Source organism: Robertmurraya dakarensis (genome assembly GCF_900156875.1).
GTDB lineage: Bacteria > Bacillota > Bacilli > Bacillales > Cytobacillaceae > Robertmurraya > Robertmurraya dakarensis.
The window spans coordinates 2,826,664-2,853,662 of record NZ_LT707409.1; the positions used below are offsets into that span (position 1 = coordinate 2,826,664).

A 26,999-nucleotide genomic window follows, 5' to 3' on the forward strand; every position below is an offset into this window, starting at 1 on the left:
GGGGTATTTTGTTCTAGAAAATTTCTAACCCTTCTTCAATAAGAAAAAATGACCGCCGCAGCGATCATCATCCTGAACAAAAGCACCTTTTGAGGTCCAAATTAAATTACTCTTCTGTTAAAACTCTGTCCCGTTTACTAGTAGGTTGAGAAATAACCAAAAATTCAACATCTTTATTTGAGTCATTAATCATTTGATGTGGTGTTAAAGGTAGTATTTCAACTCCCTCTTGAGGGTTCAAAATAATGCGTTCTCCATTAACTTCTAACGTAGCAGTGCCAGATAATACAAAGAAAAATTGACGTGCTTGATTATGAAAATGCCTTACTTCTGAAGTGTTAACGGGCATCCGTTCGTGAATGACACTTAATTCATTGCTATTTACTAAATGCCATCCATCACATATATTTCCCCATATGTAATGTTCTGCGTTATGTTTACTTATCTTCATACAAAAATAACTCCTCTTATTCTTTTTATTTAATTTTAAATTTCTAGGATAGTTAGTACAACAAATAAACTTATTGAAGTAACCTGCTTCGTTCAATAAAAAGCAGCTACTTTCTACATAGCTGCCTAAATAATTGAAGGTTTGAACATTTCGCTTTTTATCCTGCCATCTTTTTATAAATCCAAAAAAATACATGTAAGCATCACGCAGAAAAATTCTTCTCCCGCCGCCGGTTCCCTAACTGGAGCTTTGTTATTTTCTAGAGGGGGGACTAGGCAAGCTCTTTTTGCAACAAATCTTTTAATGTGTTTTCAATTTCTGTTATGCTATTGATTCTCCCAAACTTGGATTCATATCTTTCAATCAGATTTGGCTCTAGCCTGATCATAACAGCACGATAGCTTTCCTTCCTCCGTTGTTCCATTGATCGTTCATCTTGTTCCTTCTTAGCTTTAAACGTTCTCTTCACCTTTGTCCAAACCAATGCCCGGACAAATTCCTCCAGCGTCATCTTTGCCTTGTTAGCAGCTTGAACCAATGGTTCCTTTACTTCCTTATCAAACTCAAGCGTCAGCCAATCCTGTGGGTCACCCTCCGTTTGTGGTTGGATTAATTCATCCACCTTTTCAAAGCCTTCAATCGCTGTCCGGGCAAAAGTTTTATATCCTTGGTTATTTATATGGCACGCAGAGATAACCGCTTTATATTCCTGCTCCGTTATCCGCACCTTAACTTTCCCATCAAAAGGCTTCTCTGCCTTTTCCTCATTCTGAAACCACTGAAACCCTCTTTTTCTCTGTTCTTTACTCGGCAATTGCTCTTTTGTAATTTTCACCGTTATATACCCACTTTCAGTTTCATTAAATTTAATTGTGCTGTCATCTTTCTCGTTTGATGAGAACCTACCTGACTTCTTCCAGCAACACTTAATCCCGTCTGAATTTGATCATCAAACAGGATTTCATCAACAAAGCCATGTCGTAAAGCCTGTTCTGGTGTTAGCCATGTTTCAGCATCAAACATTGACAATAGCTCACTCTCCGTTTTGCCTGTTTTTAATCTGTAGGCATTTGCCAGAGTTTGATTCACGTTCTTTAACACACCTGACATATGATTCATGTCCCTATAATCACCGCTTGCGCCATGAATAGAGGCATTGTGAATCATTATCTGCCCCACAGGGGTGATTCGCACCACATCTCCAGCCATGGCAATGACCGATGCTATACTCGCTGCTAGACCAACAATATTGACCGTTACACGCCCTCCGTTGAGGGAGTAGGCTCTTAAAGCCGAATAAATCTCACTCCCGGCAAACACATCTCCGCCACCCGAGTTAATGTCCACTTCCACAGGTTGACCTTTAGCCTCAGCAAGTTGTTCATGAACAATTTTAGGACTTGTTGCTTCTATATCAAGCCATTCGTAAACGGGGTAATCATTGTTTGAGACGATTGCGCCTTTGATCATAATTTTTTTTGCCATTTGGTTGTCTCTTCTTTCCTCAGTAAAATGTCGGGACAGATGGCTCATGTTTCATTGCTTCTCTTGCCTCTATTTCAAGTTGCTTATTTTTCAATTGTTCCAGTTGAAATAAGGCTTTTTCTTTTGCTGTTGTTGGCTGTTTTTCTTCATTCTTTTGTGCTTCCAGTGCTTTTTTCAGATACCAATTGTTCTGCCATTCTTTTATTTTTTCCGGGTTCTGCTTTCGATAATTTCTCATGTACTCTCGATGGTAAGCCCGTTTCCCTTCTGTGATTAATTCATCCACTTTGCACACCTCTTCTAATTTATCTTTTATCCTTAATTTTAATATTCCTAATGTTTAAATTATTATTCATAAGTCATACTATTAAATGGACATTTTATAAATATTTGGTCATCACATCGCCACACCTAACTACTTTGTAGGTGTCGAAAACCTCTACAATTAAGCCAGCCATTAAAGGCTGGTCTTTTATTTTCACTTTCCATTATCTATTACCCAATGCAATAAACCTTTTACCCATAATGATGACCCGTTATTCGATTATTGCGACTCAAAAAAAACACATCGATGTGGTCAAACATGGTTAAATTGTGGTGTGCTTCAACCTTGCAGCACCAAGGATTTTTGGTAAATAACCACAAAACCACAATTTTTTACTGAAATTATTTTTTTTTCATTTTTTTAAAGCAAGGTGATCTCTTTTATTTTTATAGAAACAAAAAAGATACCAATATAAATATATAAAATTTAAATTAAGTTCAGTTGATTATTTTATTTAGCTTTTTTTTAAAAAAAAGTTGTGGTTTTGTGGTTTTTTCTTTCAATCCCTTTGAAGAGTAGAGCTAAGACCGACCACAAAAAAACCACATCGACCACGATTCAGTACAAAATTGTGGTTGATGTGATTGTTTAGATAACTTTTTTCTCTTTGAATAACCAATTTGATTTTCCTTTGAATGATGTATTCTTGAAATCTAAGCTGTGAACTTCTAAAATAGTTTCTTTTAATTGCTTATTGTTTAAAGGAGTTCCACCGACATTCTCTTTATGCCAAGTCAGATAATCATCGTGAACTTGAGGAGAACGTTTATTAATAAAATAGTCTTTGCCTTTAGAACGTACCCAAGCGAGAGAAGAATTATTTTCTTCGTGGTATTGCTCCGTATAATCCCTAATTTTCTTTGATTCCGAAAAATTCCGTTCCTTATATAACCTCTTGTATGCTTCTATTACAAGCTTCAACCAATATTCCATGGCTTCTTGCGAGGTTAATTTTTTCTGTATGTCTGGATCATCAGCCTTCGGTTTTGCAAAAGCCGGACACATTTTTACCCGGCGCTTCCACGCCTCCCCTTTTTCAGAGGTTTTTAAGATATGGTTTGTTGTAAAAATTTGAGTTGCTGAAATTGCTTCATGGAATGAACTTTTATACAAATTCCGTAATTCTATGTCATCATAAGCAGTCAAATTTTTGAGCACTTGTATTTGGGCTTTGTTAATCATTTTGTCCTCTCTCAAATCATCACAGCAGTTAGCTAGTTTCCCTCGTATACTAATTAAGTAACTTTCATCGGTGAAACGGTGTAATGGAACGGATGAAACATTTTCACTTCCCAAAAAAGTCCGTATTATATTCAATAAGACTCCTTTACCATTTCCACCATCTCCATGTAAAAATATAGCCTTTTGAAAGTGTTTACTGCCACGTTTTACATTGATGTCTGTAATAAGAGCATGGGCCATAATTTCCGGTATGAATTGAATGTAAGCTTCATCATTACCAGTGAAAGTTCTAAGGAACTCGTCCACCACTGGCACAGGTGTAGCCTCAGGATCATATGCAATATCAATGTAATAAGGTGTAAAATCTGTATAGTTAAAATCCAACCACTGACCGTTGTATAAGTATCCGTTATTAAATTTGATTACCCAACCTTCTGGTGGCGCACTAACAAATGGAGCACAAATTTCTATTTGTCTAATCACTTCGTTTACATAACGACTCTTTTGACCTTTAAGCTCTTGGGCGACTTTACTTTTAACATAATTGTCCCCTTTACAGTAATGATTCCGGTCATAAAAATATAGGGAATCATTAAATCTTACAATTCTTAATTTATCTATCAATTGTCTAGCTGCATCATATTCGTTATTGTTTTCAACCTTGATGGTGTCATCTTGAATCAGTGCGTCAAGTTCTTTTTTCTGTAATGAAAGAGGTAATGAAAAAGTATCACTAATAACAGGAGAGTTACTATTAATAAACTTTAAAATTTCTATATAATTTTTTACAACATGCTTTATTTTTAATTTATGAGCAAATAACATATTTTTTCTATTAACTAGTTCTCTGTCATAGATATCCTCTTCATCCTCATAGCGCCTTTCATCAGGATCACCTGTATATTTGTGAAACTCCTCAGCGTCTTTAATACAAGTTAAAAAATCAGGCAATTCTTGTCTATCACCTTCGTTTTCAATATCTTCTGGTATTTCCTTTTCGGTACATATCTCCCATCTTACCTTGAACCCTAAAGCACAAACTCCTTCGGGCTCATGCTTATATAAAACAGGTTTATTGAACCACATACGAATACTATTGTCTGTCTCGCACATTTCTGTTTCAATATTAAACGTGTAAAGCATGTCATCAATAATATCTATGTCTACATCTGATATATCTACCATTATTATTTCATCAACAACTGTATGTTCTTGGCTACCTTCCAATTTCATTCTTGCTTCCCTCACTTTAATTTTTATCCTGGTTTTCCACAATCTCAAAATTTTCATTGAAATCGCATTCCAAAATATCCGATATTTGCTTAGCAACTGAGGGACTTGGACTTCTTGTTCCTTTTAAAATGAATCCAATATGATGTTTTGAAACCCCAAGTGTTTTTGCCAAATCGGTATTAGAAAACCCTTTACGAATGAGCCATTTCTTTAACTTTACTTCGTCTTTAATTTGAATTTTCATATAATACCTCTTTCTTGTATTCAAATGAGAACATTATCCATCTTTTACATTCTGATGAAAATTATTCATAAAAGGATATAAAAGATAAAAAGATGTTTCTAGTGAATACATGTATGGCAATACTGATGTAAGGCACAACAGAACAGGAGGCTTTACATATGAACAAATTCGGGAGTTATTTGAAGGATTTACGAAAACGCAATTCTTTGACAACAAGAAGGCTAGCTGATCTGACTAATGTATCAGCATCTTATATCTCAAACGTGGAAAATGGAAAACGTGGAATACCTTCTGCAGAGGTTTTAGAACGACTTGCTGAAGTATTGCAAGCTGACTATGTTGAATTTCTAAAAGCAGCCGGTCATACTGCTATACCCATTCCTTTTGGCGATACATTGAATAAAGGAAATTTATTATTTAAAGTACCTTATGAGGAAAATGTTTTTAATCCAGAGGATAGGGTTATGACTACCAGAGCGCTTACAGAAGCAGAAATCATGAAAAGATTTTTTGATTTAGATCGGCTGCTGAATGCTGAGAAAACATTAAATTATAAAGGAATCACTTTTACGGACAAACAAAGGCAACTATTAAAAACATTTCTAGATGCTCTTTTAAGCAATCTAAACCCGAATGAAAACTCCGCCAATTGGCAAAATGCTAAAATAGAATAACACGCCTTTGGCTTCCCTTTACAATTTAACCATACGCCCACAGAGGCCCGTAAAGGCCATTCCCCGGCGTTTTAAGGGTATTCGATAAATATATTCTTGGAGCGCAAAGAAGGCAGCCACTAAAAAAGTGACTGCCTTAATAAGTGCTCTAATCCCATTCTATGACGCCACCTTTTTTTCTAACATCTATTTTCCAACGATTGATATATTCCTCTACGTCTTTACGATGGAATAACCACTTCTTTCCCACCCGTATAGAAGGAAAATCCGGATTGTATATAAATAATTTTTCTACCGTTGGTCTGCTTAACATAAGCATTTTACAAAGTTCCTTTGTATCCATAAATATTGTTTGACGTTCAACTTCCTCCGCCCTTTTTCGGATTTCCTCTAAATACAATTCTTTAAATTCACTTTCATCAATAGAAAAGTTAATCATGTCAGTTCCTCCTTAGTTGGTTATTGTTTTTAATACATTTCACAAAGCAAAATACAAACTGTCAGTTTATATAATGCAAATTAACACAATTAAAAAACAAATGCAAACTATCAGTTTACAAATTAAAATTTTTAGATATACTGTGAATGAAAGGAGGGGATTTTTAATGAAGAGTTTTGGAAAGTATCTCAAAACGAAAAGAAAAGAAAAAAATCTTTCAATGAATAAACTTGGGGAACTAACTGGGATTACCGCTATGTATATTTCACAGCTTGAAAGTGGGAAACGTGTTAAGCCATCAATTGAAGTATTAGAAAAGCTTTCAGAAAGCTTAGAAGTTCCATACGAGGATTTAATGGTAGCAGCAGGATATATTGACCCAGATGATTATATAAGAATGAAAAACGAAAGAGAAGATAGAGACTGGTCACTTATACAAGAAGAAATTGAAAAGGAAGAAGAACAAGAGCCATTCTACCTTGATTTTTTACTGGATTCCAATCGTCCACTATTTTTTCAGGACAGGCTTCTGACAACAGAAGAAAAAGCAAAAATAAGAAGCCTTATCGAAATTGTTTTAAAGGATTGAAAGGGGAAAATGCATCATGGCAAACATAAGAAAATTATCAAGCGGAAAATATCAAGTCCGTGTTCACAAGGATGGAAAACTAGTAAGCATTGGGACTTTCAGAACGAGTAGGGAAGCTGAAATAGCTGCAGGAAAAGCGGAAGAAAGAAAAGACTTGGGTCAAAATATAACAAATAAAAATACACCCTTCGAGTTTGTTGTGGAAGAATGGCTGAAATGGAAAAAGCGCACAACCAAAGATTCAACCTATAGGCAACTCGAAGTGATTATAAGAAATCATGTGATGCCTGCATTTGGTCACAAAAAGGTTGCAAAAATCACAAGAATTGAAATAAAAGATTGGCTTGCAGCTTTCGGTGAATGCGACAAGAGTGGAAAGCCAAAATACTCAATTGGTTCAAGACGTAAATATCTTTCAGTGATTAAAAGCATTTTGTTTTATGCTGTCCAAGAACTTCGGGTACTTGGAGATAATCCGGCAGATAGATTGAAGATAGAAGTGCAGGATAATGTTGCTTTGAAAAAAGAAGATGAAAAGGTGAAGTATTTCAGCCTAGAGGAAATGAATCAGCTTTTGGACTATTTAAAAACGTACAAGCATCAACGGTTCCCCGAATACCGAATATATTACATGTTGATTTTCTTCCTCTACAAAACTGGTTTAAGGATATCAGAAGCTCTTGCTTTAAGATGGGATGATATCGAAGGAAATATGGTCAATATCAATAAACAAACAAGTCGGGATGATAATAACAAAGTAATCATTTCAACATTAAAAAACAATTGCTCGTACCGTACAATTCAAATTGAAGATGAAGTAATTCGAGAACTGAAAAAATTCAAGGCAAAGCAAAATGAATTGATTTTAGGGAATCCAAGATTCCACAAAAATGAAGACAGCATTATCTTTCAAAATTACAACGGGCATTATCTCACACCATCAATCATTCGTGAAACGATTCAGAACTATCATCAAGCTTCCGAAGTTGAATATAGAGGCTTGCACGCTTTTAGGCACACCCACGCCACCTTATTACTTGAATCAGGTGTAAGTGAAATTTATGTAGCAAAAAGATTAGGTCATAAAGATACGAAGGAATTAAGTAGAACTTATGGGCATATCACTAATAAAATACAAACAGATGAGCTTGCAAAATTCTCTGCATACACCTCAAGATAAAAACTTACTTGGCAAAAACTTGGCTAGAAGGCAAACTCGGCACGAGCCAAATATAAGAAAAACCCCGATATAACGGGGTTTTTTCTTTATTATCCGATAGAACCTTCCATTTCGAACTTGATCAGGCGGTTCATTTCAACTGCATATTCCATTGGAAGTTCTTTCGTAAATGGTTCAATGAAGCCCATTACGATCATTTCTGTTGCTTCTTGCTCAGAAACACCACGGCTCATTAGATAGAATAATTGTTCTTCAGATACTTTTGAAACCTTAGCTTCATGTTCAAGTGAGATATTATCGTTAAGGATCTCATTGTAAGGGATTGTATCTGATGTAGATTTATTATCCATAATCAGTGTATCGCACTCGATATTAGAACGAGCTCCATCCGCTCTACGGCCAAAATGAACAATACCACGATATGTTACTTTACCGCCGTGTTTAGAGATTGATTTTGACACAATCGTTGAAGATGTGTTTGGCGCCAAATGAATCATTTTTGCACCTGCATCTTGGTGCTGTCCTTTACCTGCAATCGCGATAGAAAGCGTCAAACCACGAGCACCTTCACCTTTTAAGATTACGGCAGGATACTTCATCGTTAGTTTAGAACCAATGTTACCATCAATCCATTCCATTGTCGCATTTTCTTCACAAACAGCACGCTTTGTAACAAGGTTGAATACATTGTTAGCCCAGTTTTGGATTGTTGTATAACGGCAGTAAGCGCCTTTTTTAATAATAATTTCAACAACCGCACTGTGCAATGAGTTTGTTGTGTAAACAGGAGCCGTACAACCTTCAACATAGTGTACATGTGCACCTTCATCAACAATGATTAATGTCCGTTCAAATTGTCCCATATTTTCTGAGTTGATACGGAAGTAAGCTTGTAATGGTGTATCTACTTTTACACCTTTAGGAACGTAGATAAAAGATCCACCAGACCAAACAGCTGAGTTTAGTGCAGCAAACTTGTTATCCGTCGGAGGAATAACTTTTGCCCAATGCTCACGGAAAATATCTTCGTTTTCTCTAAGTGCAGAGTCAGTATCCTTAAAGACAATCCCTAAATTTTCCAAGTCTTCCTGCATGTTATGATAAACAACTTCTGATTCGTACTGAGCAGATACACCCGCTAAATACTTTTGTTCCGCTTCCGGAATACCAAGCTTATCAAATGTCTGCTTAATTTCATCAGGAACTTCATCCCATGAACGTTCTGTTTTTTCAGATGGTTTAACATAGTAGGTAATTTCATCAAAGTTTAATGAGTTTAAGTCTCCCCCCCATTGAGGCATTGGCATATTATAGAAATGTTCCAATGACTTTAGGCGGAAGTCGAGCATCCACTGAGGCTCCTGCTTCATTTTAGATATTTCTTCTACAATCTCACGTGTAAGACCACGTTTTGATCGGAAGATGGAAATATCTTTATCATGAAAGCCATATTTATAATCACCGATCTCAGGCGCTTTTTTTGCCATCGTCGTATTCCTCCATTCTTAAAGTGACAGGGGATTATCTCCCCTTATCACTTTATTATTGTTTGTCACCGTCGTTTAGACCTTTTTCCATTGCCTTCCAAGCCAAAGTTGCACATTTAATTCGCGCTGGGAACTTTGATACACCTTGGAGTGCTTCTATATCCCCTAAGTCTAAATCTTCGTCGTAATCCTTGCCTTGCATCATATCGGAAAATATTTTTGAAAGCTTTAACGCATCCTCAATATTCTGCCCTTTAATCGCTTGTGTCATCATTGAAGCGGAGGACATGGAGATCGAACATCCTTCTCCTTCAAACTTTGCGTCAACGACTTTGCCATCTTCCACTTTTAATGAAAGCTGAATACGATCCCCGCATGTAGGATTATTCATATTAATCGTCAGGCTGTCATCTTCCAGTACACCTTTATTACGGGGCTTCTTATAATGATCCATAATCACTTGTCGATAGAGAGTATCTAAATTATTAAAAGACATCGCTGAAATACTCCTTTGTTTTAACAAGCCCTTCGACGAGCTTATCAATCTCATCTTCGGAATTATACAAGTAGAAGCTTGCACGAGCAGTGGCTGAAGCTTTCAGCCATTTCATCAATGGCTGTGCGCAGTGGTGGCCAGCACGAACGGCAATTCCTTCTGCATCTAGAACAGTTGCCACATCATGCGGATGGACATCAGCGATATTAAAGGTCACAACGCCTGCTTTTTTCGAAGCATCTTTCGGACCATAAATCGTCATTCCTTCCACTTCATTCATTTTATTAAGCGCATAGGCTGCAAGCTTATGCTCATGAGCTTGAATGTTATCAAGCCCGATTTCTTCTAGAAAGTCAATCGCAGCTCCCAAGCCAATTGCACCAGCAATGATTGGGGTTCCGCCTTCAAATTTCCATGGAAGCTCTTTCCAAGTAGAGTCATAGAGATCAACAAAGTCAATCATCTCTCCTCCAAACTCAACTGGCTCCATATTTTCTAGAAGTTCTTTCTTGCCATATAGGACCCCAATGCCTGTTGGACCACACATTTTATGCCCTGATAAGGCAAAGAAATCACAATCTAAATCTTGGACATCTACATTCATATGCGGTGTTGACTGCGCTCCGTCTACAACCATAATCGCACCATTTTCATGGGCAATTTTTGTAATTTCTTTAATCGGGTTAATAACTCCAAGAACATTTGATACCTGCATGACCGAAACAATTTTTGTATTGGTCGAAACCGTATTTCTAACATCCTCTAAAGAGATCGTTCCGTCCTCTTGTAAAGGAATATATTTCAATGTTGCACCAGTGGACTTTGCAACCTGCTGCCAGGGGATGATATTGCTGTGATGCTCCATATAGGTGATCACAATTTCATCGCCTTCTTTTAGGTTTGCTCTCGCATAGCTTGCTGCAACTGTATTTAAAGAGGTTGTTGTTCCTCTCGTAAAAATAATCTCTTGAATATGTTTTGCATTAATAAACTTTCGAACCTTTTCTCTCGCGCCTTCATAACCATCTGTCGCTCTTGTTCCCAGCGTATGAACGCCGCGATGAACATTTGAGTTATATTCGCGATAGTATTCGTCTAAAGCCTCAATTACCTTTACAGGTTTTTGCGATGTTGCTGCACTATCCAAATAAACAAGGGGATTACCGTTCACTTCTTGATGCAGAATTGGGAAATAAGAACGAATATCTTGGATATTCATTAATTTACTTTCCTTTCAATAACCTCACGCAGCTGTTTCTTTACTCCTTCGATCGGCAGTTCGTTCACAACTGGAGCCAAGAAACCGTGAATGATTAATCTTTCTGCTTCTGTTTGAGAAATCCCTCTGCTCATTAAATAATAAAGCTGAACTGGATCAACACGACCGACAGATGCGGCATGGCCAGCTGTAACATCATCTTCATCAATTAAAAGGATTGGGTTCGCATCACCGCGCGCACCATCACTAAGCATTAACACACGTGATTCCTGCTGTGCATCAGATTTACTTGCACCATGCTCAATTTTTCCGATTCCATTAAAAATAGAGCTTGCTTTATCCTTCATAACACCATGTTTTAGAATATATCCTTGTGAATGCTTTCCAAAATGAACAACTTTTGTTGTGAAATTCTGGATTTGTTCTCCACGGCCAACCACAACTGTCTTTGTATCCCCTACAGATCCATCACCCATTAGGTTCGTTACATTTTCAGAAATGGTATTTCCATCATTCATCAATCCAAGTGCCCATTGGATTTGTGCATCTCTTCCTGCAATTCCGCGGCGATTCACATAAGCTGTCGTCCCTTTTGCTAATGTGTCAACTGCACCGTATTGAACTCTTGCATTTGTATTAGCAACCACTTCAGTAACGATGTTAAACACACCGTTTGAAGAGTCAACAGTAGAAATGTAGTTCTCAACATAAGTGACAGAGCTGTTATCCTCAGCCACTACTAACACATGGTTAAACAAGTTAGCTTCTTCTTCATCATGAATGAAAACCGCTTGAATTGGTGATGAGATTTCAACATTTTTTGGAACATATAAGAATACTCCGCCATTCAGCAATGCAGCATGAAGACTAGTAAGCTTATTCTCATCTGGTTTTACAGCATCCTTCATGTAGTACTTTTGTAAAAGTTCTCCATGTTCACGCACTGCTGTGAAAATATCAACAAAGATAACACCTTTATCTTGAAGTTCTTTTGAAACAGACAAAATAGAAGGACGATTATTACGTTGAATATATAAATTTTGATCGCCCGCTTCAATATCTACTAAAGCTCTTACTTCTTCTGGAAGTTCATTAAGTGAAGCAAAATCATCACTTTTCACAATATGCTTATCAAATTGAGTGAAGTTCCATTTATCAATTTTCGTTTTATCTGGTCTAGGAAGCGGTAATGTTTCTGCTTTCTCTAGTGCTTCTATACGGAGTTCTGTAAACCAAGCTGGTTCACCCATCTCTTTAGAAAAAGAGCTGATATACTCCTTATCAAATGGTAATTTTATTTCTGTTGTCATGAGTATCCTCCTAACGCTTATGCTTCTTGCCCAACGGTTTCGTCTTCAATACCAAGCTCTTTCTTAATCCAATCGTATCCTTCAGCTTCTAAGCGCTGTGCAAGCTCTGGTCCGCCGGATTTCACAATACGTCCTTGCATCATCACATGGACATGGTCAGGAGTAATATAATTTAATAGACGTTGATAGTGAGTGATGATTAAGCATCCAAACTCTTCATTGCGCATTTCATTGATTCCTTTTGAAACAACCTTTAATGCGTCGATGTCAAGACCAGAGTCAATTTCATCAAGGATTGCAAATTTAGGTTCAATCATCATTAATTGAAGAATTTCATTGCGTTTCTTCTCCCCGCCAGAGAACCCTTCATTTAAATAACGCTGCGCCATATCTGGGTCCATTTCTAGGAACTCCATTTTTTCATCCATTTTGCGGATGAATTTCATTAGGGAGATTTCATCTCCTTCTTCACGGCGGCTATTGATTGCTGAACGTAAGAAGTCTGCATTTGTGACACCAGTGATTTCACTTGGATACTGCATTGCTAAGAATAGACCAGCACGTGCACGTTCATCTACTTCCATTTCAAGAACGTCTTCACCATCAAGTGTAACGCTTCCAGATGTTACTTCATATTTTGGATGACCCATAATAGCAGATGATAAAGTTGACTTACCAGTACCGTTTGGTCCCATGATCGCGTGGATTTCTCCGCCTTTTATTTCAAGGTTAACACCTTTTAGTATCTCTTTATCTTCAATAGAAACATGAAGATCCTTAATTGTTAAAGTAGATCCAGCCATATTTAAATACCTCCATAATTATAAAAAAGTTATGATCTTGTTGAATTAAGTAAAAACTCTATTCTCATTTTATTCTCATTACAATCTTATAACAAATGAAATGTGATAGCAACTCTTTAGCAGGGTTTAATCATATTAAAATAAATGAATAATTTTTATTGTTAAAGTAAATACTCCTTTATTTTTCAGTCTTTTCTGATAACTATCTTATTCTGTTCTGTACAGAATAGCTCGTCTACTATATTTTTTCCTTTTGTATTTATTGTATGTATGAAGCTCTAAATGAGAATGAAGCTAGGCTTGTTGATAAAGACCTTCTTCATTATAACAAAAAAACCAATGCCTCTGTCAGCATTGGTTTCCATTTTTTTAAAATTATGATCCTCTATATAGATGCTTGCGAACCAAATCGGCTACAAGCCTCTGACATTGTAAATAATTCTCCTGGCGCCTTTTCTCGACCCGCATTCTTTCTTCATGCTTTCGACTATAAGTTGCATAGTTAATCTTATGTGATCCCTGCATGGCTTTCTCCATATCACTCGTATAATTCAGATTTAACTGACTGATAAGAACCCTTCCCTTCAGTTTTCAACATTCACAAGGCAACAACGATTATGTAAGATATTTTAACAAGTTTATTTCTAATCTACAAAGCTGAAAATTCGGAATATATCCTCGTGAAGTTTGTTGTCAGCTTGTAGGAAGAAGTACACCGTATATATACTTACAATTATGGCGGATTACTTTATTATCATACGAAAGACTGTGATTAGACAAAACAAATCAGCACATTTGATGTAATAACTAAGCAGGATGGGCTCTTAGTTGGACGGAAAGTAAATGGTAAAAAAACAGATATCCATTCGGATACCTGTTTATTCTGTCTTATTCAGTTACCGGTACTACCGCACCTTCATATTTTTCTAAGATGAAGTTTTGGATTTCCTCTGAACGAAGCACCTCAACTAATGTCTTAATCGCTTCTTTATTTTCATCTTCACTGCGTACAGCAATCACGTTGACATATGGAGAATCGCTTTCTTCGATTGCAATTGAATCTTCAAGCGGATTTAATCCAGCATCGATTGCATAGTTTGAGTTAATGAGTACAGCATCGCCTTCCCCATTGTTAAAGATCTGCGGAAGCAGTGATGCCTCATATTCTGTATCGAACTCTAAATTTTTAGGGTTTTCAATGATATCATCTATCGTTGCAGTTGTTTTTTCAACTTCTTCATTCAATTTGATAAGACCTTCTTTTTCAAGCATGCTTAAAATGCGGCCATGGTCAGCAACAGAGTTACTAATGATGATATGAGCGCCATCTGGAAGTTCATCTAAGCTCTTGTATTCTTGTGAATAAACACCGATTGGCTCAATATGAATACCGCCTGCATTCACAAAGTCAAAACCATGTTCCGCAATTTGCCCTTCTAAATAAGGAATATGCTGGAAGTAGTTGGCATCTAAGTCGCCAGCTTCAAGTGCTTGGTTTGGCAGAACATAATCTTGGAAAGTTTCAATTTGTAATTCAATTCCTTTTTCTTCCAACAAAGACTTTGCTTCTTCTAAAATTTCAGCATGCGGTACGTTTGAAGCTCCCACTACTAATGTTGTTGTTTCTTCAGTAGCTGTATCTCCTTCTGCTTCTCCACCTTCTGTTGGTTCTTCCTCAGCATTTCCACCGCCACAAGCAGCGAGTAAAAGGACAAATGAAACTGCTAATAGTAAACTTAACCATTTTTTCATGTTGAAAACTCCTATCTCTTGTCTAATTTATTTGTTATAACATCTCCAATAAATTGGAGGATAAAAACAATAATTAAGATAATAATTGTTGCCATAAGTACAACATCATTTCGGCTGCGCTGGAAACCTTCTAAATACGCTAAATTCCCTAAGCCGCCAGCACCGATAACCCCAGCCATTGCTGTATACCCTACAAGCGCAATAGCGGTAACAGTAATACCCGAAATAAGGGCAGGCATCGATTCTGGAAGCAGAACCTTCCATATAATGGTACTTGTTTTAGCTCCCATTGATTTGGCCGCCTCAATGACTCCTTTATCAATTTCTCTTAAACCAATCTCTACCATTCTTGCATAAAATGGAGCAGAACCAATAATCAGTGCCGGCAAGGCAGCATTTTCTCCGATCATCGTTCCCATAATGGATTTTGTAAAAGGAATTAAAAGGACAATTAAGATAATAAATGGAATCGATCTAAAAATATTTACAATCGAACTGATGATTTTGTTAACAAATGCATTCTCCCAAATATTCCCTTTAGCTGTCAAAAAGAGTAATAAACCTAATATAAGTCCTAAAATAAATGTAGCAACAACTGAAACGCCTGTCATATAGAGAGTCTCAACCGTGGCTTCCCACATTTTATCCCACTTTACATTTGGAAACAGCCCGTTAAGCATTTGTCATCACCTCCACTCCAACCTGCTGGGAATGGATATAATCGATCGCTTTTGTGATCTCATCATCTGCACCATCAAGATGAATAAATAATGTTCCGTATGAGCCATTTTGCGTTTGTGAAATTTTCCCCTGCAGTATATTGACCGTGACGTTAAAGTTCCGTATCAAGTTAGTAATAAGCGGCTGTTCAGCAGCCTCCCCAACAAAACCTAACTGAATGACTTTACCATTCGGAATATGCTCAAGAAGATGTTCAATTGTTTCCTTTGTTTCTTCAGGCTCTGTCACCTGCTGTACGAATCTCTTTGTGATCTCTTCTTGTGGATTTTTGAAAACATCCAGAACAGGCCCAAGTTCCACAACCTTTCCACCCTCCATCACAGCCACGCGATGACAAATCTTACGAATAACATGCATTTCATGTGTGATCAGAACAATCGTTAAGCCAAGACGTTTATTAATATCAACCAGTAGTTCTAGAATGGAATCGGTTGTTTGCGGGTCCAAAGCAGAGGTTGCTTCATCGCAGAGTAGAACCTTCGGGTTATTCGCCAGGGCTCTCGCAATTCCCACTCTTTGTTTTTGTCCTCCACTTAGCTGGGACGGGTAAGAGTCCTCTCTTCCTTCAAGACCCACAAGCTTGATTAATTCGTCGACCCTTTTCATTCGCTGACTTTTACCAATCCCAGCGATTTCTAAAGGAAAAGCAATATTTTCACGAACAGTTCTTGACCAAAGCAAGTTAAAATGCTGAAAAATCATACTGATTTCTTGTCTTGCTTTTCGTAACTCGCTGCCCTTAATCTTTGAAACAATTTTATCTGCTACTGTAACAGTCCCTTCAGTGGGAAGCTCCAGACCATTTAACATTCTAATCAGTGTACTCTTCCCGGCACCGCTGTACCCAATAACTCCAAAGATCTCTCCATCCTTGATCTCGATATTGACATTATCCACAGCCATGACATTACCAGACTTCGATGAGTAGATCTTCTTAACATTTTTAATTGAAATCACTATGTTCACCCCTCTAGATCCGAAGCAAAAACTACTATATAAAAGTTATCTTTAACCAATTGATAAAAATCATTCAACCCGCCCGAACTGTCCACACCAGAAAGACACTGTCCACGAACGGTACCAGGTACCTAAGGTACCTAAAAATGCCTTTCTGCGGATAAGCAGAAAGGCACAAGTGTATGACTAAATCCCTTTCTCTCATCTGCCAAAGCTTTAGCTTTGCGTGAATTGGCACCGTTTCAATAAACATCTTTTATTGAAGGTTGCTGGGTTTCATCGGGCACATCCCTCCACCACTCTTGATAAGAGCAAACAATTATATAGTTGTAGTGTCGTTTTTTATCACGAAAGCTATCGTATCACGGAAGGATAGGTGTGTCAACGAAAATAAGAGCTTATGCTTTAGCTGTTAAAGACGTTTTACCAGTAGCTTTTTCAATCGCTTGTTCAAGATCCTCAATCAAGTCCTCTACGTTCTCAATTCCAACAGAAATACGGATTAAATCCTCCGGAACTCCAGCTGCTTTTAAACCTTCTGCATCAAGCTGCTGGTGAGTTGTACTTGCAGGATGAATAATCAAACTCTTTGCATCCCCTACATTCGCAACATGTGCCCAAAGTTCAAGATTATTAATTAGTTTCGCACCCGCTACACGGCCGCCATCAATACCAAATATAACTACAGAGCCAGCACCTTTTGGCAGATACTTGTCCGTCAACGCTCTGTCAGGGTGTTTTTCATCACCTGGATAAGAAATCCAGTTAACAGCAGAATGATTATTTAAATAATCAATAATCACTTTTGTGTTTGCCACATGTTCTTTCATTCTGACATGAAGTGTTTCAAGTCCAAGAACAAGCTGGAATGCATTTTGCGGGCTAATTTGAGGTCCAATATCTCTCAAAAGCTGAACACGAGCTTTGGTAATATAAGCAACATTTCCTAACGCTTCACTGTAAACAATATTATTGTAGCTTGGGTCCGGCTCAATGAAACCAGGGAATTTTGGAGAATTCCAATCAAAGTTTCCTCCATCCACAATCACTCCACCAAGTGTTGTCCCATTGCCGCACAGCCATTTTGTAGCAGAATGGATCACAATATCTGCCCCAAATTCAATTGGTCTGCACAAGTATGGTGTTGCAAAAGTATTATCGATAATGAGCGGCACTCCTGCTTCATGAGCAATATCAGCCACCTTTTCAATATCTAATATTCGCAAGCTTGGGTTACCGATTGTTTCAGCAAAAAGCGCTTTTGTTTTATCAGTAATCGCCGCTTTGAAATTCTCTGGATCAGTCGCATCTACAAATTTGACATTAATTCCGTATTTTGGAAGAGTAACAGCAAATAGATTATATGTACCGCCATATAAATTACTTGCAGCGACAATTTCATCTCCTGCACCGGCTAAGTTTAGGATCGACATCGTGATCGCTGACATTCCGCTTGATAGTGCTAAAGCACCGACTCCACCTTCTAAAAGAGCCATTCTTTCTTCAAAAACAGATACCGTTGGGTTGTGAATACGAGTATAAATATAGCCTGGTTCTTTTAATCCAAACAGGTTTGCAGCATGTTCCGTATCTCTAAATTGATAAGCATTATTTTGGTAAATCGGAACAGCTCTAGCTCCTGTTACTGGATCAGGATTTAATCCGCCATGAACACCTAATGTCTCTAAACGATAATTTTTCTTCTCACTCATTTGTTTTCCACTCCCTTTAATTTAAAATAAAAAACCCCGCTTCTATTAAGAAGAGGGGGATTATGATCGACTCTCTTCTTATCTACCAGAGAATATCTCTGCAGGATTTAGCACCGTGTAAAAAAACCGGTTGCCGGGTTTCATAGGGCCAGTCCCTCCACCACTCATGATAAGAACTATTCAATTATTAGTATTAGGGAAATAGTATCATATAATTTTTTAAATAGTCAATACATCTTCAGTAATTAGTCCATTTTTAACCGGCATAGCTAACTTAAATAAACTCTCTAAAAATAAGGATGTTCGGAAAGTTGATTCTACCAGAAGCAAATTTCGCCTTTTTGCCTCCCGCAGCTTTATTTCACCCAATAAAAGAGATGATAAAACTTCCTGGTCTCCATTAATTTTCACATTAATCCTTTTATCCACCTTATTAACTATGGAAAGTGTCTCATCCTCGACCACTAAAAACAGCAACTCTTGTCCGCTTTTTATTTCGACAGTGATGCATACGTCTTTTAGTAATGATGATAGATGCTTTCTCCTGTTCACTTCCTCGACAAACATTTCCATGAGTTTTCGCAAAAATGCCAACCCCCTTAACAATCCCTTTCCCAGTAAGTAATTCGTTTCTTTATATGAGATTCCTTTTAAAATCAATCGACAAGACCTGCATGGTTCCTGCCTCTTTCTTTAACAAAAAAAGACAATGCTATCATTTTAAATAGCATTGTCTGTCATTTCCCGAGAAATATGTTGGTTCCTAACATATTTCGCAAGAGATTGTGTAAATTCAAGTCGAGTTTTTGACTGTTTCATATAGGAAGGGGACTGACTGAAAAGCATAAATCTTCTTCTTTACCTGACCATTCCTGAATAAAAGAAGACAAGGTACACTTTCTATTTCCCAATCTGCTGCGTATTCAGGAATATAGTTTAAATCACATTTTCCCCATCGCACTTGTGGAACTAACTCCGCGACTATCGAAATCATTTTTCCGGCAACCTGACATGTTCCACATAAAGGTGTATAGAGATATAACCAAGTATCCCCATCAGACTTAATGTTTTTCTCTATTTCCGGTTTTGACAATTCGTTCATTACTACTCACCCTCTATCTAAAAACTGGGTGTGTACATCAATATTTGCTGCAAGAAGCACAGTCGCTAAATGGTTATCCGGTGCTGTAGCCACTTCGCGATACATCTTATCAATATAAAGGTGCTCTGCTTCAGGAAACTCTCTAATAAACTGCTTTCTTAGTTTTTCTCCTGCAGAATCCGCATCAACGAGAATGTACACATCCTTTCCGAATAAAGAGTCAATTAATTCATCAAGCCGTGCCAAGCTAATGGTACCATTTGTACAAATTATTTCAATATCTTCCGCTACGATGTTTTTTACTTTCCGTTTGTCACTGATTCCTTCGACGATAATGATCTTTTCACCATGATCTACATTCATTTTTATCACCTATGAACGGAGTAATAATGTTGCTTATATTATTCATATTCGATTTAGCGGCATAATTCTCCTGCATTTCACCCCTGATATTAGAAAAACACTAACATTGGCGGAATAGCACGCTTACCCTTTTGAAAGGTTACACGTTCTTAAGTATAAAAATAAACAGCGATTTCCACCGCTGTTTATTTAACACCAGCCCCCTTCGTCACAATCCGTGTAACGAGCATTGGGTTGATCCGTCGTAGTGACATGCTGATAAATATTCTGAATATTACCTTCGAAATGGTTCTCCAACTGCAGATTACTGCCAGGAGGTATGGTCATTTTACCAATCTTTTCATTTTCTAAAAAAAGCTCTATTTCTCCATTATTTAACTTACCAACGATTCGATTTGTTACATCTATTTTTTGCTGATTTAATGTCATCGGGAAACATCCTTTCCTATCTCAAAATCACCCTTCTAGTCATAATAAAGGTTACATGATTAGCTTTCCCGATTTATTGTTAAAAATTAAAAATGAAAAGCGCCTCATCAGAGACGCTTTCTCAACCAATTAATCTTCTTTAACCATTTCTTCGTATTGATCCGCTGACATTAGTTTATCCACATCAGCAACATTTGCTGGCTCAAGAGTAATCATCCATGCTTTTTCATATGGAGATTCATTAACAAATTCAGGGCTGTCGTTAAGATCTTCATTCACTTCAACCACTTTTCCGCTTACCGGTGCATATAATTCAGAAACTGTCTTAACAGATTCAACACTGCCAAATGGTTCATTCGCAGTTATTTCAGCTCCAACTTCTGGAAGTTCAACAAAGACAATATCTCCTAATTCTGACTGAGCAAAATCAGTAATCCCAATACGGACCTTGTCTCCTTCAACTTTTACCCACTCATGTTCTTCTGAATAACGTAATTCCTTTGGTGCACTCATCTTTACCCCTCCAAAAACCAAATATTTTAACCCTGCAATGCAAGGCCTTTTAACAAGCATCACTTGTGTTGCTGCAAACAGTTAGCGGGCTTCTTTAAAGCCAGTTCTTTTCATAATCCTCTTCTTTAAAGCCGACTGTCACTTTCTCACCATCCGTTAACAATGGGCGCTTAATCAGCATTCCATCTGTCGACAATACATCAAGCAGTTCCTCGTCAGACGCTGTTTTAACCTTGTCTTTTAAGCCAAGCTCACGATACTTCATGCCGCTTGTATTAAAGAACTTTTTGATTTCTAAACCACTTTTCTTATACAGCTCTTCCAATTCTGCCCGGGAAGGAGGATTTTCTACAATATGTACATCTTCATAATCAATACCATGGTCATCCAACCATTTCTTTGCTTTTCGACAAGTACCGCATTTTGGATACCAATAAAAAGTTAATGCCATTCTCTCACCTTCCAATGTTATCTTATCCAGATTTGCATAAATTTTGCAACGATTATTTGAATAGTAACATATCAAAAATCAAATTCACAATAATGAGCTTTACTTTCAAAAATCACCTTTAAATTATTTCAAAATAACATTAACTCCCTTCAGCTTGAAGGGAGCCAAGTAGCTAAAAGATTAACTTACAACGTTTTTATCAAACAACAAATTTTTCAGCTTCGATCAGCTTTTCTGAAGCTTCACGTTTTTTACCAATGACATTGATCGGTGTATGGCGCGTAAACTTGCGCAGCGCAGACATCATCATGCGAAGTGTATCACCTTGTTCTACTGCAACCAGTGTTTCCTTTGCATCAGCTTCAATTTCATTGAACGCTTCCTGGCAGAAAATTTGTGTATAAAGAAGCTTTTGTTTGCTCTTTTCTAAACCATCTTTCGCAATAGCTTTTTCCGTACGCAGCACAACTGATTCCATTGCATAAGCATTTGCGACCATATCAGCTACATTCACAAAGATTTCTTGTTCTTTTTCTACCTCTTTGCCATATTTCTGTGCTGCAAGGCCTGCTGCAAGTAAAGCAATTTTCTTAGCATTTTTCACCAAGTATTTTTCTTGTGCTAACGGCTCTTCACCTGGCTCTTCTGGCATAAGCATCATAAGCTCAGCTTGAAGTGCTTGCGCCTTTTGGAACAATGGCAGTTCATTCTTTAGCGCTTTCTTCAAGTATGTTCCCAGCACTAATAGACGGTTAATTTCATTTGTTCCTTCAAAAATTCGGTTAATACGTGAATCACGGTATGCTCTTGCAATTTCATACTCTTCCATGAAGCCGTAACCGCCATGTAACTGAACGCCTTCGTCCACTACATAATCAAGAACTTCTGTATTGAAAAACTTTCCTAGCGAACACTCAATTGCATATTCAGCAATCGAAGCTGCCACCGCATGCCCGTTCTTTGCCTCTTCTTCAGATAATTTGCTCATTCGTTCTTCAAATAAGCCAACAGTACGGTAAATGGAGCTTTCAGCTGCATACACCTTAGAAGCCATCGTTGATAATTTTTCCTTTGTTAAATTGAAAGATGAAATCTGTGTCTTAAATTGCTGACGTTGATTTGTATATGGGATCGTGATTTCCATAGCACGCTTAGATGCTCCTAAAGCACCAAGACCTAACTTATAACGGCCAATGTTTAAAATATTGAATGCGATCACATGACCGCGGCCAATTTCACCAAGCAAGTTCTCTGCTGGAACTTCTGCATCTTGAAGAATCAATGTACGCGTAGATGAACTCTTGATACCCATTTTATCTTCCTCGGCACCCGTTGAAACACCTGGGAAATCTCTTTCAACAATAAATGCAGAGAATTTATCGCCATCAATTTTAGCGTATACAACGAATACATCTGCGAATCCAGAGTTTGTAATCCATTGCTTCTCACCGTTCAGCACATAATGTGTACCAGCTTCATTTAATTTCGCAGTTGTTTTTGCACCAAGTGCGTCAGAACCCGAACTTGGTTCTGTTAAGGCATAAGCTGCAATCTTATCCCCAACAGCCAATTCCGGAAGATACTTCTGCTTCTGATTTTCGTTACCGAATAATACGATCGGAAGTGATCCAATACCGACATGAGCACCATGTGTAATCGCAAATCCGCCAGCGATTGACATTTTTTCAGAAATCAATGCGGAACTGATTTTATCAAGACCTAAGCCGCCAAATTCTTCAGGAACGTCTGCCCCTAGAAGGCCAAGCTCCCCAGCCTGCTTCAATAATTTAACAGAGCGATCGAACTCATGCTTTTCTAAATAAGGTACTTCTGGCAACACTTCATTAATAACGAAGTCTTCAGATGTTTTAGCAATCATTTTTTGCTCATCGTTATAATCCTCTGGTGTGAAGACTTGATCGTACGTTACTTCCTCTATTAAAAAACTTCCACCTTTAACTAACTTTTCAGTTTCATTTGCCATTTTCATTTCCTCCAATCTATTGATAGGGAGCGATATACTCCCTGTTTTTTTCGAATCAAGCTTTTCCTATAGCAGTTCAAAAACTCCTGCAGCACCCATTCCGCCGCCAATGCACATCGTTACAACACCAAACTGTTGATTACGTCTCTTCATCTCATGTATCAAAGTTAGCGTTAGTTTTGCTCCTGTACAGCCTAGCGGATGTCCTAGAGCAATTGCGCCGCCGTTTACATTGACTTTTTCTTCATCTAAACCAAGTTCCCTGATTACTTGAAGAGATTGGGAAGCAAATGCCTCATTTAGTTCAAATAATCCGATATCTGATAGCTCTAATCCTGCTAATTTTAACGCCTTAGGTATCGCTACGATTGGACCGATTCCCATCACTTCTGGAGGAACTCCTCCTACAGCGAATGACCTGAATTTTGCCATTGGTGCGAGTCCCAGCGAATCGGCTTTCTCACGATCCATGACCATGACAGCTGCTGCTCCATCACTTGTTTGTGAAGAGTTTCCCGCTGTGACAGACCCCGTTACTGAAAAAGCCGGACGTAGTTTTGCAAGTGTTTCTACCGTTGAATCAGCACGGACTCCTTCATCTTGGCTAAACTGAAAATTCTTTTCGATCAATTTGTTGTTGGCCCCTACAGATCTTAACGTCACATCAACTGGGACAATCTCATCGACAAACTTTCCTTCAGCAATCGCTCTTGCTGCTTTTTGATGACTGCGAACCGCAAAAGCATCTTGATCTTCACGTGATACGCCATATTTCTTTGCAACTTCTTCTGCTGTATGACCCATTCCCATATAGTATTGCGGTGCCGTTTCTGCGAGCTTTGAATTCGGTCTAAGCACATGCCCCATCATTGGGACCATGCTCATAGATTCTGCTCCGCCGGCAATAATCGTATCAGCATGGCCGATCATAATTCTTTCTGCAGCATAAGCAATTGATTGCAGCCCGGAAGAACAATAGCGATTGATTGTAATTGCTGGGACCGTATCTGGGAGGCCAGCCAGTGCACCAATGTTACGCGCCATATTAAGTCCTTGCTCCGCCTCAGGCATCGCACAGCCGATAATGAGGTCATCAATATTTCCCTCATAATTTCCAGCACGCTTCAATGTTTCCTTAACCACCAACGCTCCCAAATCATCAGGCCTTGTCTGTGCAAGGGATCCTTTTTTCGCTTTTCCTACCGGGGTGCGGGCTCCTGCCACTATAACCGCTTCTCTCATTTCATTCCCTCTCTTTCTAGAGGTGGGAATTCAGTAGTTAGATTAAAATCAGTCAACGAAATTGCCGATATCTTTTCAACCACTCTATTCCCACCATCGATTTGTAAACAGTTTTATATATCTATTATTCTATTAATTTCGTAATGGTTTTCCTTTTAAAAGCATATGCTGCATTCGCTGCTGTGATTTCGGATGGGCAACTAAGCTTAGGAATGCCTCTCTTTCAAGATCAAGCAAGTACTCTTCATCTACCTTTGTACCGTATGGCACTTTTCCGCCGGCAATTACATATGCAAGTTTTTTAGCAATATGCAGGTCATGCTCTGAAATATAGCCAGAATCAAACATCGCCTGAGCGCCTAGCAATAAAGTTGCATATCCTGGTTCACCTGCAACAGGAACTTTCCTGCGCAGCGGCGGGCGGTAGCCTTTATCGGCTAATGACAGTACTGCTTGCTTCGCATCATAGATTAGATGATCTGCATTCATACTAATGCCGTCCGCATTGTCTAAGAAATTGTTTTCACGCGCTTCTTCGCCGGAAGTAGACACTTTCGCCATCGCAACCGTTTCAAACACTTTATTTGCAATGTTCTGCAAGTCAAACTGTACTCCGTTTGGAAGGTTTTCAAGATGCTTCATATAAAGCTCTTTATTTCCGCCTCCTCCAGGAATTAAGCCAACACCCACTTCAACGAGTCCCATATACGTTTCCGATGAAGCTTGAACATGAGCCGCAGGCAGGCAAACTTCTGCACCGCCGCCTAGTGTCATTCCAAATGGCGCAGCGACAACCGGCTTTTTGCTGTATTTAATTTTCATGGAAGCTTGCTGGAATTGGCGAACGACCATATCCAGTTCAAAAATATTGTCATCTTGAGCTTCCATTAAAATCATTCCAAGGTTAGCACCGACACAGAAGTTTTTCCCTTGGTTGCCGATAACAAGACCTTTATAGTTCTTTTCTACTTCTTCAATCGCAAAATTGATCATCTGCAGAATATCAAGACCGATCGCATTGCTTTTCGAATGAAACTCTAGAAGCGCAACCCCGTCGCCAATGTCGATTAAGCTTGCACCGGAATTCTTTTTAATGACACCGTTTTGCTTCTTAATCTTGCTTAAGTTAATGTTCTTTGGATTTTCATGGATTCTGACGTACTCTCCATTACAATAGAAATAGCGTTCTTCGTTCTCTTCCTTATAGAAAGAGGTGATCCCATTTGAGAGCATTTCTCTTACCCATTTTGGAACGGTTAAACCTTGTTCTTCCATTAACTGAACTGATTTTTCAACCCCAATGGCATCCCATGCTTCAAATGGCCCTTGCTGCCAGCCAAAGCCCCATTTCATCGCATTGTCGATTGAGACAATATCATCCGCGATGCTGCCTAATAACTCTGCAGAATATACGAAAACCGGACTTAGCGTTTTCCATAACAGCTCTCCTGCACGGTCATTTGCATAAATAAGCGTTTTCAATTTATTGTCTAATCCTTTTACCTGTTTGCTCATCTCAACAGATGGAGCTTGCAGCTTTTTACGAGGACCATATTCTAATGTTTCAGGGTCAAGCTCTAAGATTTCTTTTCCTTTTTTCACGAAAAAGCCTTGACCAGACTTACTGCCAATCCAGCCGTTTCCAATCATCTTTTGAATAAAGGATGGAATTTCAAAGACCGTCTTTTCTTCGCCATCTACTTGGTCATAGACGTTCTTGGCAACATGAGCAAATGTATCAAGTCCTACGACATCAAGCGTTCTAAATGTCGCACTGCTGGCACGGCCAATTAACGGACCAGTCACCGAGTCAACTTCTCCGACACTATATCCGCCTGCGAGCATTTCCCGTACCGTAACAAGCAATCCGTATGTTCCAATGCGGTTGGCGATAAAGTTTGGTGTATCCTTCGCTTCAACAACTCCCTTGCCAAGCACATCTTCCCCAAATGTTTTCATAAAGGTAAGTACTTCCGGTGCAGTATGTTGAGTAGGAATAACTTCAAGTAGCTTTAAGTAACGCGGCGGGTTGAAAAAATGCGTTCCCAGGAAATGCTTTTGAAAATCCTCTGATCTGCCTTCCGCCATTGCTTCGACTGAAATCCCTGATGTATTTGAGCTGATAATGCTTCCAGGCTTGCGGTGTTGGTCGACTTTTTCAAAAATTTGTTGTTTGATCGCTAAGTTTTCTACAACAACCTCGATCACCCAGTCAACATCACTTAAACGTTCTATATCATCTTCAAAGTTTCCAGCCTCTATTAAGGCAAGATTCTTTTTGGCTGTTAACGGTGCTGGCTTTTGTTTTAAAAGCTTTTGAAGTGCTTCCGAACTAATGCGGTTGCGAACCTGCTTATCTTCAAGGGTAAGTCCCTTCTTTTTTTCTACTTCAGTTAATTCACGAGGTACAATGTCCAATAGCAAGGTTTGAATACCTATGTTTGCTAGATGAGCTGCAATCCCCGAACCCATTACTCCAGATCCTAGAACGGCTGCTTTTTTTATTTGCTGGATCAATTACGTTTCCCCCTTATCATCACTTGAATGAAGCCTCATTCATTTTTTGCTTAAAAAAAATGTAAATGAGTTTCTGTTATTTTTATAATAAAGTAATTCTTAAATTTTCGCAATATTAA

Annotated in this window: 29 protein-coding genes and 2 riboswitches; of the genes, 3 read left to right on the plus strand and 26 right to left on the minus strand. The window is 38.3% G+C overall.

The window, feature by feature from the left end; genetic code table 11:
* Positions 1-106: 106 nt before the first annotated feature.
* The 6 genes from CZ487_RS22580 to CZ487_RS22605 all read right to left on the minus strand — a co-directional run bounded on the left by CZ487_RS22580 (position 107) and on the right by CZ487_RS22605 (position 4,920).
* Positions 107-451 carry a cupin domain-containing protein gene (locus CZ487_RS22580; protein WP_077214500.1) on the minus strand — a complete coding sequence of 115 codons (345 nt, stop codon included), beginning with the start codon at positions 449-451 and terminating at the stop codon, positions 107-109.
* A 271-nt stretch (positions 452-722) separates the two neighbouring features.
* Positions 723-1,286 carry a P-loop NTPase family protein gene (locus CZ487_RS22585; RefSeq protein ID WP_077214502.1) on the minus strand — a complete coding sequence of 188 codons (564 nt, stop codon included), beginning with the start codon at positions 1,284-1,286 and terminating at the stop codon, positions 723-725.
* Between the two features lie 2 nt (positions 1,287-1,288).
* The gene (locus CZ487_RS22590) at positions 1,289-1,984 is read right to left on the minus strand and encodes a head maturation protease, ClpP-related (protein WP_084783351.1); all 696 of its coding nucleotides are present in this window, start codon (positions 1,982-1,984) and stop codon (positions 1,289-1,291) included.
* Positions 1,956-2,222 (minus strand): hypothetical protein, encoded by a 267-nt coding sequence (locus CZ487_RS22595; protein WP_077214505.1) that lies wholly within the window; start codon positions 2,220-2,222, stop codon positions 1,956-1,958. The genes CZ487_RS22590 and CZ487_RS22595 overlap by 29 nt, the downstream gene beginning before the upstream one ends.
* A gap of 627 nt (positions 2,223-2,849) precedes the next feature.
* Positions 2,850-4,676, minus strand: a complete 1,827-nt coding sequence (locus tag CZ487_RS22600; protein ID WP_161949677.1) for a DNA primase family protein — start codon at positions 4,674-4,676, stop codon at positions 2,850-2,852.
* A gap of 16 nt (positions 4,677-4,692) precedes the next feature.
* Complete coding sequence (locus CZ487_RS22605) at positions 4,693-4,920, minus strand: helix-turn-helix transcriptional regulator (protein WP_077214509.1); 228 nt, start codon at positions 4,918-4,920, stop codon at positions 4,693-4,695.
* A gap of 158 nt (positions 4,921-5,078) precedes the next feature.
* Between CZ487_RS22605 and CZ487_RS22610 the strand changes: the two genes are divergently transcribed.
* A complete protein-coding gene (locus CZ487_RS22610; protein ID WP_077214510.1) occupies positions 5,079-5,594 on the plus strand; it encodes a helix-turn-helix domain-containing protein in 516 nt (171 codons plus the stop codon).
* A gap of 148 nt (positions 5,595-5,742) precedes the next feature.
* Here the strand turns inward: CZ487_RS22610 and CZ487_RS22615 are convergent, their stop codons facing one another.
* Positions 5,743-6,033 (minus strand): helix-turn-helix domain-containing protein, encoded by a 291-nt coding sequence (locus tag CZ487_RS22615; protein WP_077214511.1) that lies wholly within the window; start codon positions 6,031-6,033, stop codon positions 5,743-5,745.
* Between the two features lie 166 nt (positions 6,034-6,199).
* On the opposite strand from CZ487_RS22615, the gene CZ487_RS22620 reads away from it, so the two are divergent.
* Positions 6,200-6,622 carry a helix-turn-helix domain-containing protein gene (locus tag CZ487_RS22620; RefSeq protein WP_077214531.1) on the plus strand — a complete coding sequence of 141 codons (423 nt, stop codon included), beginning with the start codon at positions 6,200-6,202 and terminating at the stop codon, positions 6,620-6,622.
* 16 nt (positions 6,623-6,638) lie between these two features.
* Positions 6,639-7,802: a tyrosine-type recombinase/integrase gene (locus CZ487_RS22625; protein ID WP_077214534.1), complete on the plus strand. Its 1,164-nt coding sequence runs from the start codon at positions 6,639-6,641 to the stop codon at positions 7,800-7,802.
* 89 nt (positions 7,803-7,891) lie between these two features.
* On the opposite strand, the gene sufB is transcribed toward CZ487_RS22625, so the two are convergent.
* From sufB to CZ487_RS22720, 19 genes are all read right to left on the minus strand, one after another.
* On the minus strand, positions 7,892-9,289 hold the full coding sequence (gene sufB / locus CZ487_RS22630) for a Fe-S cluster assembly protein SufB (RefSeq protein WP_077214537.1): 1,398 nt from the start codon (positions 9,287-9,289) through the stop codon (positions 7,892-7,894).
* A 55-nt stretch (positions 9,290-9,344) separates the two neighbouring features.
* On the minus strand, positions 9,345-9,785 hold the full coding sequence (gene sufU / locus CZ487_RS22635) for a Fe-S cluster assembly sulfur transfer protein SufU (RefSeq protein ID WP_077214538.1): 441 nt from the start codon (positions 9,783-9,785) through the stop codon (positions 9,345-9,347).
* Positions 9,775-11,004 carry a cysteine desulfurase gene (locus CZ487_RS22640; RefSeq protein WP_077214567.1) on the minus strand — a complete coding sequence of 410 codons (1,230 nt, stop codon included), beginning with the start codon at positions 11,002-11,004 and terminating at the stop codon, positions 9,775-9,777. The genes sufU and CZ487_RS22640 overlap by 11 nt, the downstream gene beginning before the upstream one ends.
* Positions 11,004-12,314, minus strand: a complete 1,311-nt coding sequence (gene sufD, locus CZ487_RS22645; RefSeq protein WP_077214577.1) for a Fe-S cluster assembly protein SufD — start codon at positions 12,312-12,314, stop codon at positions 11,004-11,006. The genes CZ487_RS22640 and sufD overlap by 1 nt, the downstream gene beginning before the upstream one ends.
* Positions 12,315-12,331: 17 nt before the next feature.
* Entirely contained in the window at positions 12,332-13,117 is a 786-nt protein-coding gene (gene sufC / locus CZ487_RS22650; protein WP_077214580.1) for a Fe-S cluster assembly ATPase SufC, read from the minus strand.
* A 375-nt stretch (positions 13,118-13,492) separates the two neighbouring features.
* The gene (locus CZ487_RS28200) at positions 13,493-13,654 is read right to left on the minus strand and encodes a YuzK family famiily protein (protein WP_474091361.1); all 162 of its coding nucleotides are present in this window, start codon (positions 13,652-13,654) and stop codon (positions 13,493-13,495) included.
* 351 nt (positions 13,655-14,005) lie between these two features.
* Positions 14,006-14,869: a MetQ/NlpA family ABC transporter substrate-binding protein gene (locus CZ487_RS22660; RefSeq protein ID WP_077214593.1), complete on the minus strand. Its 864-nt coding sequence runs from the start codon at positions 14,867-14,869 to the stop codon at positions 14,006-14,008.
* A gap of 11 nt (positions 14,870-14,880) precedes the next feature.
* Positions 14,881-15,549, minus strand: coding sequence for a methionine ABC transporter permease (locus CZ487_RS22665; protein WP_077214596.1), 669 nt, complete (start codon positions 15,547-15,549; stop codon positions 14,881-14,883).
* Positions 15,542-16,513 (minus strand): methionine ABC transporter ATP-binding protein, encoded by a 972-nt coding sequence (locus CZ487_RS22670; RefSeq protein ID WP_202617898.1) that lies wholly within the window; start codon positions 16,511-16,513, stop codon positions 15,542-15,544. Before CZ487_RS22670 ends, CZ487_RS22665 begins: the two co-directional genes overlap by 8 nt.
* Before the next feature lie 252 nt (positions 16,514-16,765).
* Positions 16,766-16,879, minus strand: a riboswitch (SAM riboswitch).
* An 86-nt stretch (positions 16,880-16,965) separates the two neighbouring features.
* Entirely contained in the window at positions 16,966-18,279 is a 1,314-nt protein-coding gene (locus CZ487_RS22675) for an O-acetylhomoserine aminocarboxypropyltransferase/cysteine synthase family protein (protein ID WP_077214601.1), read from the minus strand.
* Positions 18,280-18,354: 75 nt separating this feature from the next.
* Positions 18,355-18,455: riboswitch (SAM riboswitch) on the minus strand.
* A gap of 43 nt (positions 18,456-18,498) precedes the next feature.
* Complete coding sequence (locus CZ487_RS22680) at positions 18,499-18,864, minus strand: hypothetical protein (protein ID WP_077214603.1); 366 nt, start codon at positions 18,862-18,864, stop codon at positions 18,499-18,501.
* A gap of 208 nt (positions 18,865-19,072) precedes the next feature.
* Complete coding sequence (locus CZ487_RS22685; RefSeq protein ID WP_077214613.1) at positions 19,073-19,381, minus strand: thioredoxin family protein; 309 nt, start codon at positions 19,379-19,381, stop codon at positions 19,073-19,075.
* 6 nt (positions 19,382-19,387) lie between these two features.
* Positions 19,388-19,744, minus strand: coding sequence for a toprim domain-containing protein (locus CZ487_RS22690; RefSeq protein ID WP_077214615.1), 357 nt, complete (start codon positions 19,742-19,744; stop codon positions 19,388-19,390).
* 189 nt (positions 19,745-19,933) lie between these two features.
* Complete coding sequence (locus tag CZ487_RS22695; RefSeq protein ID WP_077214619.1) at positions 19,934-20,173, minus strand: YusG family protein; 240 nt, start codon at positions 20,171-20,173, stop codon at positions 19,934-19,936.
* Positions 20,174-20,302: 129 nt separating this feature from the next.
* Positions 20,303-20,686, minus strand: coding sequence for a glycine cleavage system protein GcvH (gcvH, locus tag CZ487_RS22700; RefSeq protein WP_077214622.1), 384 nt, complete (start codon positions 20,684-20,686; stop codon positions 20,303-20,305).
* 94 nt (positions 20,687-20,780) lie between these two features.
* Positions 20,781-21,137: an arsenate reductase family protein gene (locus CZ487_RS22705; protein WP_077214632.1), complete on the minus strand. Its 357-nt coding sequence runs from the start codon at positions 21,135-21,137 to the stop codon at positions 20,781-20,783.
* A gap of 199 nt (positions 21,138-21,336) precedes the next feature.
* Entirely contained in the window at positions 21,337-23,121 is a 1,785-nt protein-coding gene (locus CZ487_RS22710) for an acyl-CoA dehydrogenase family protein (RefSeq protein ID WP_077214635.1), read from the minus strand.
* A gap of 66 nt (positions 23,122-23,187) precedes the next feature.
* Positions 23,188-24,363 (minus strand): acetyl-CoA C-acetyltransferase, encoded by a 1,176-nt coding sequence (locus tag CZ487_RS22715; RefSeq protein ID WP_077214637.1) that lies wholly within the window; start codon positions 24,361-24,363, stop codon positions 23,188-23,190.
* A 132-nt stretch (positions 24,364-24,495) separates the two neighbouring features.
* A complete protein-coding gene (locus CZ487_RS22720) occupies positions 24,496-26,880 on the minus strand; it encodes a 3-hydroxyacyl-CoA dehydrogenase/enoyl-CoA hydratase family protein (RefSeq protein WP_077214644.1) in 2,385 nt (794 codons plus the stop codon).
* Positions 26,881-26,999: the final 119 nt, after the last annotated feature.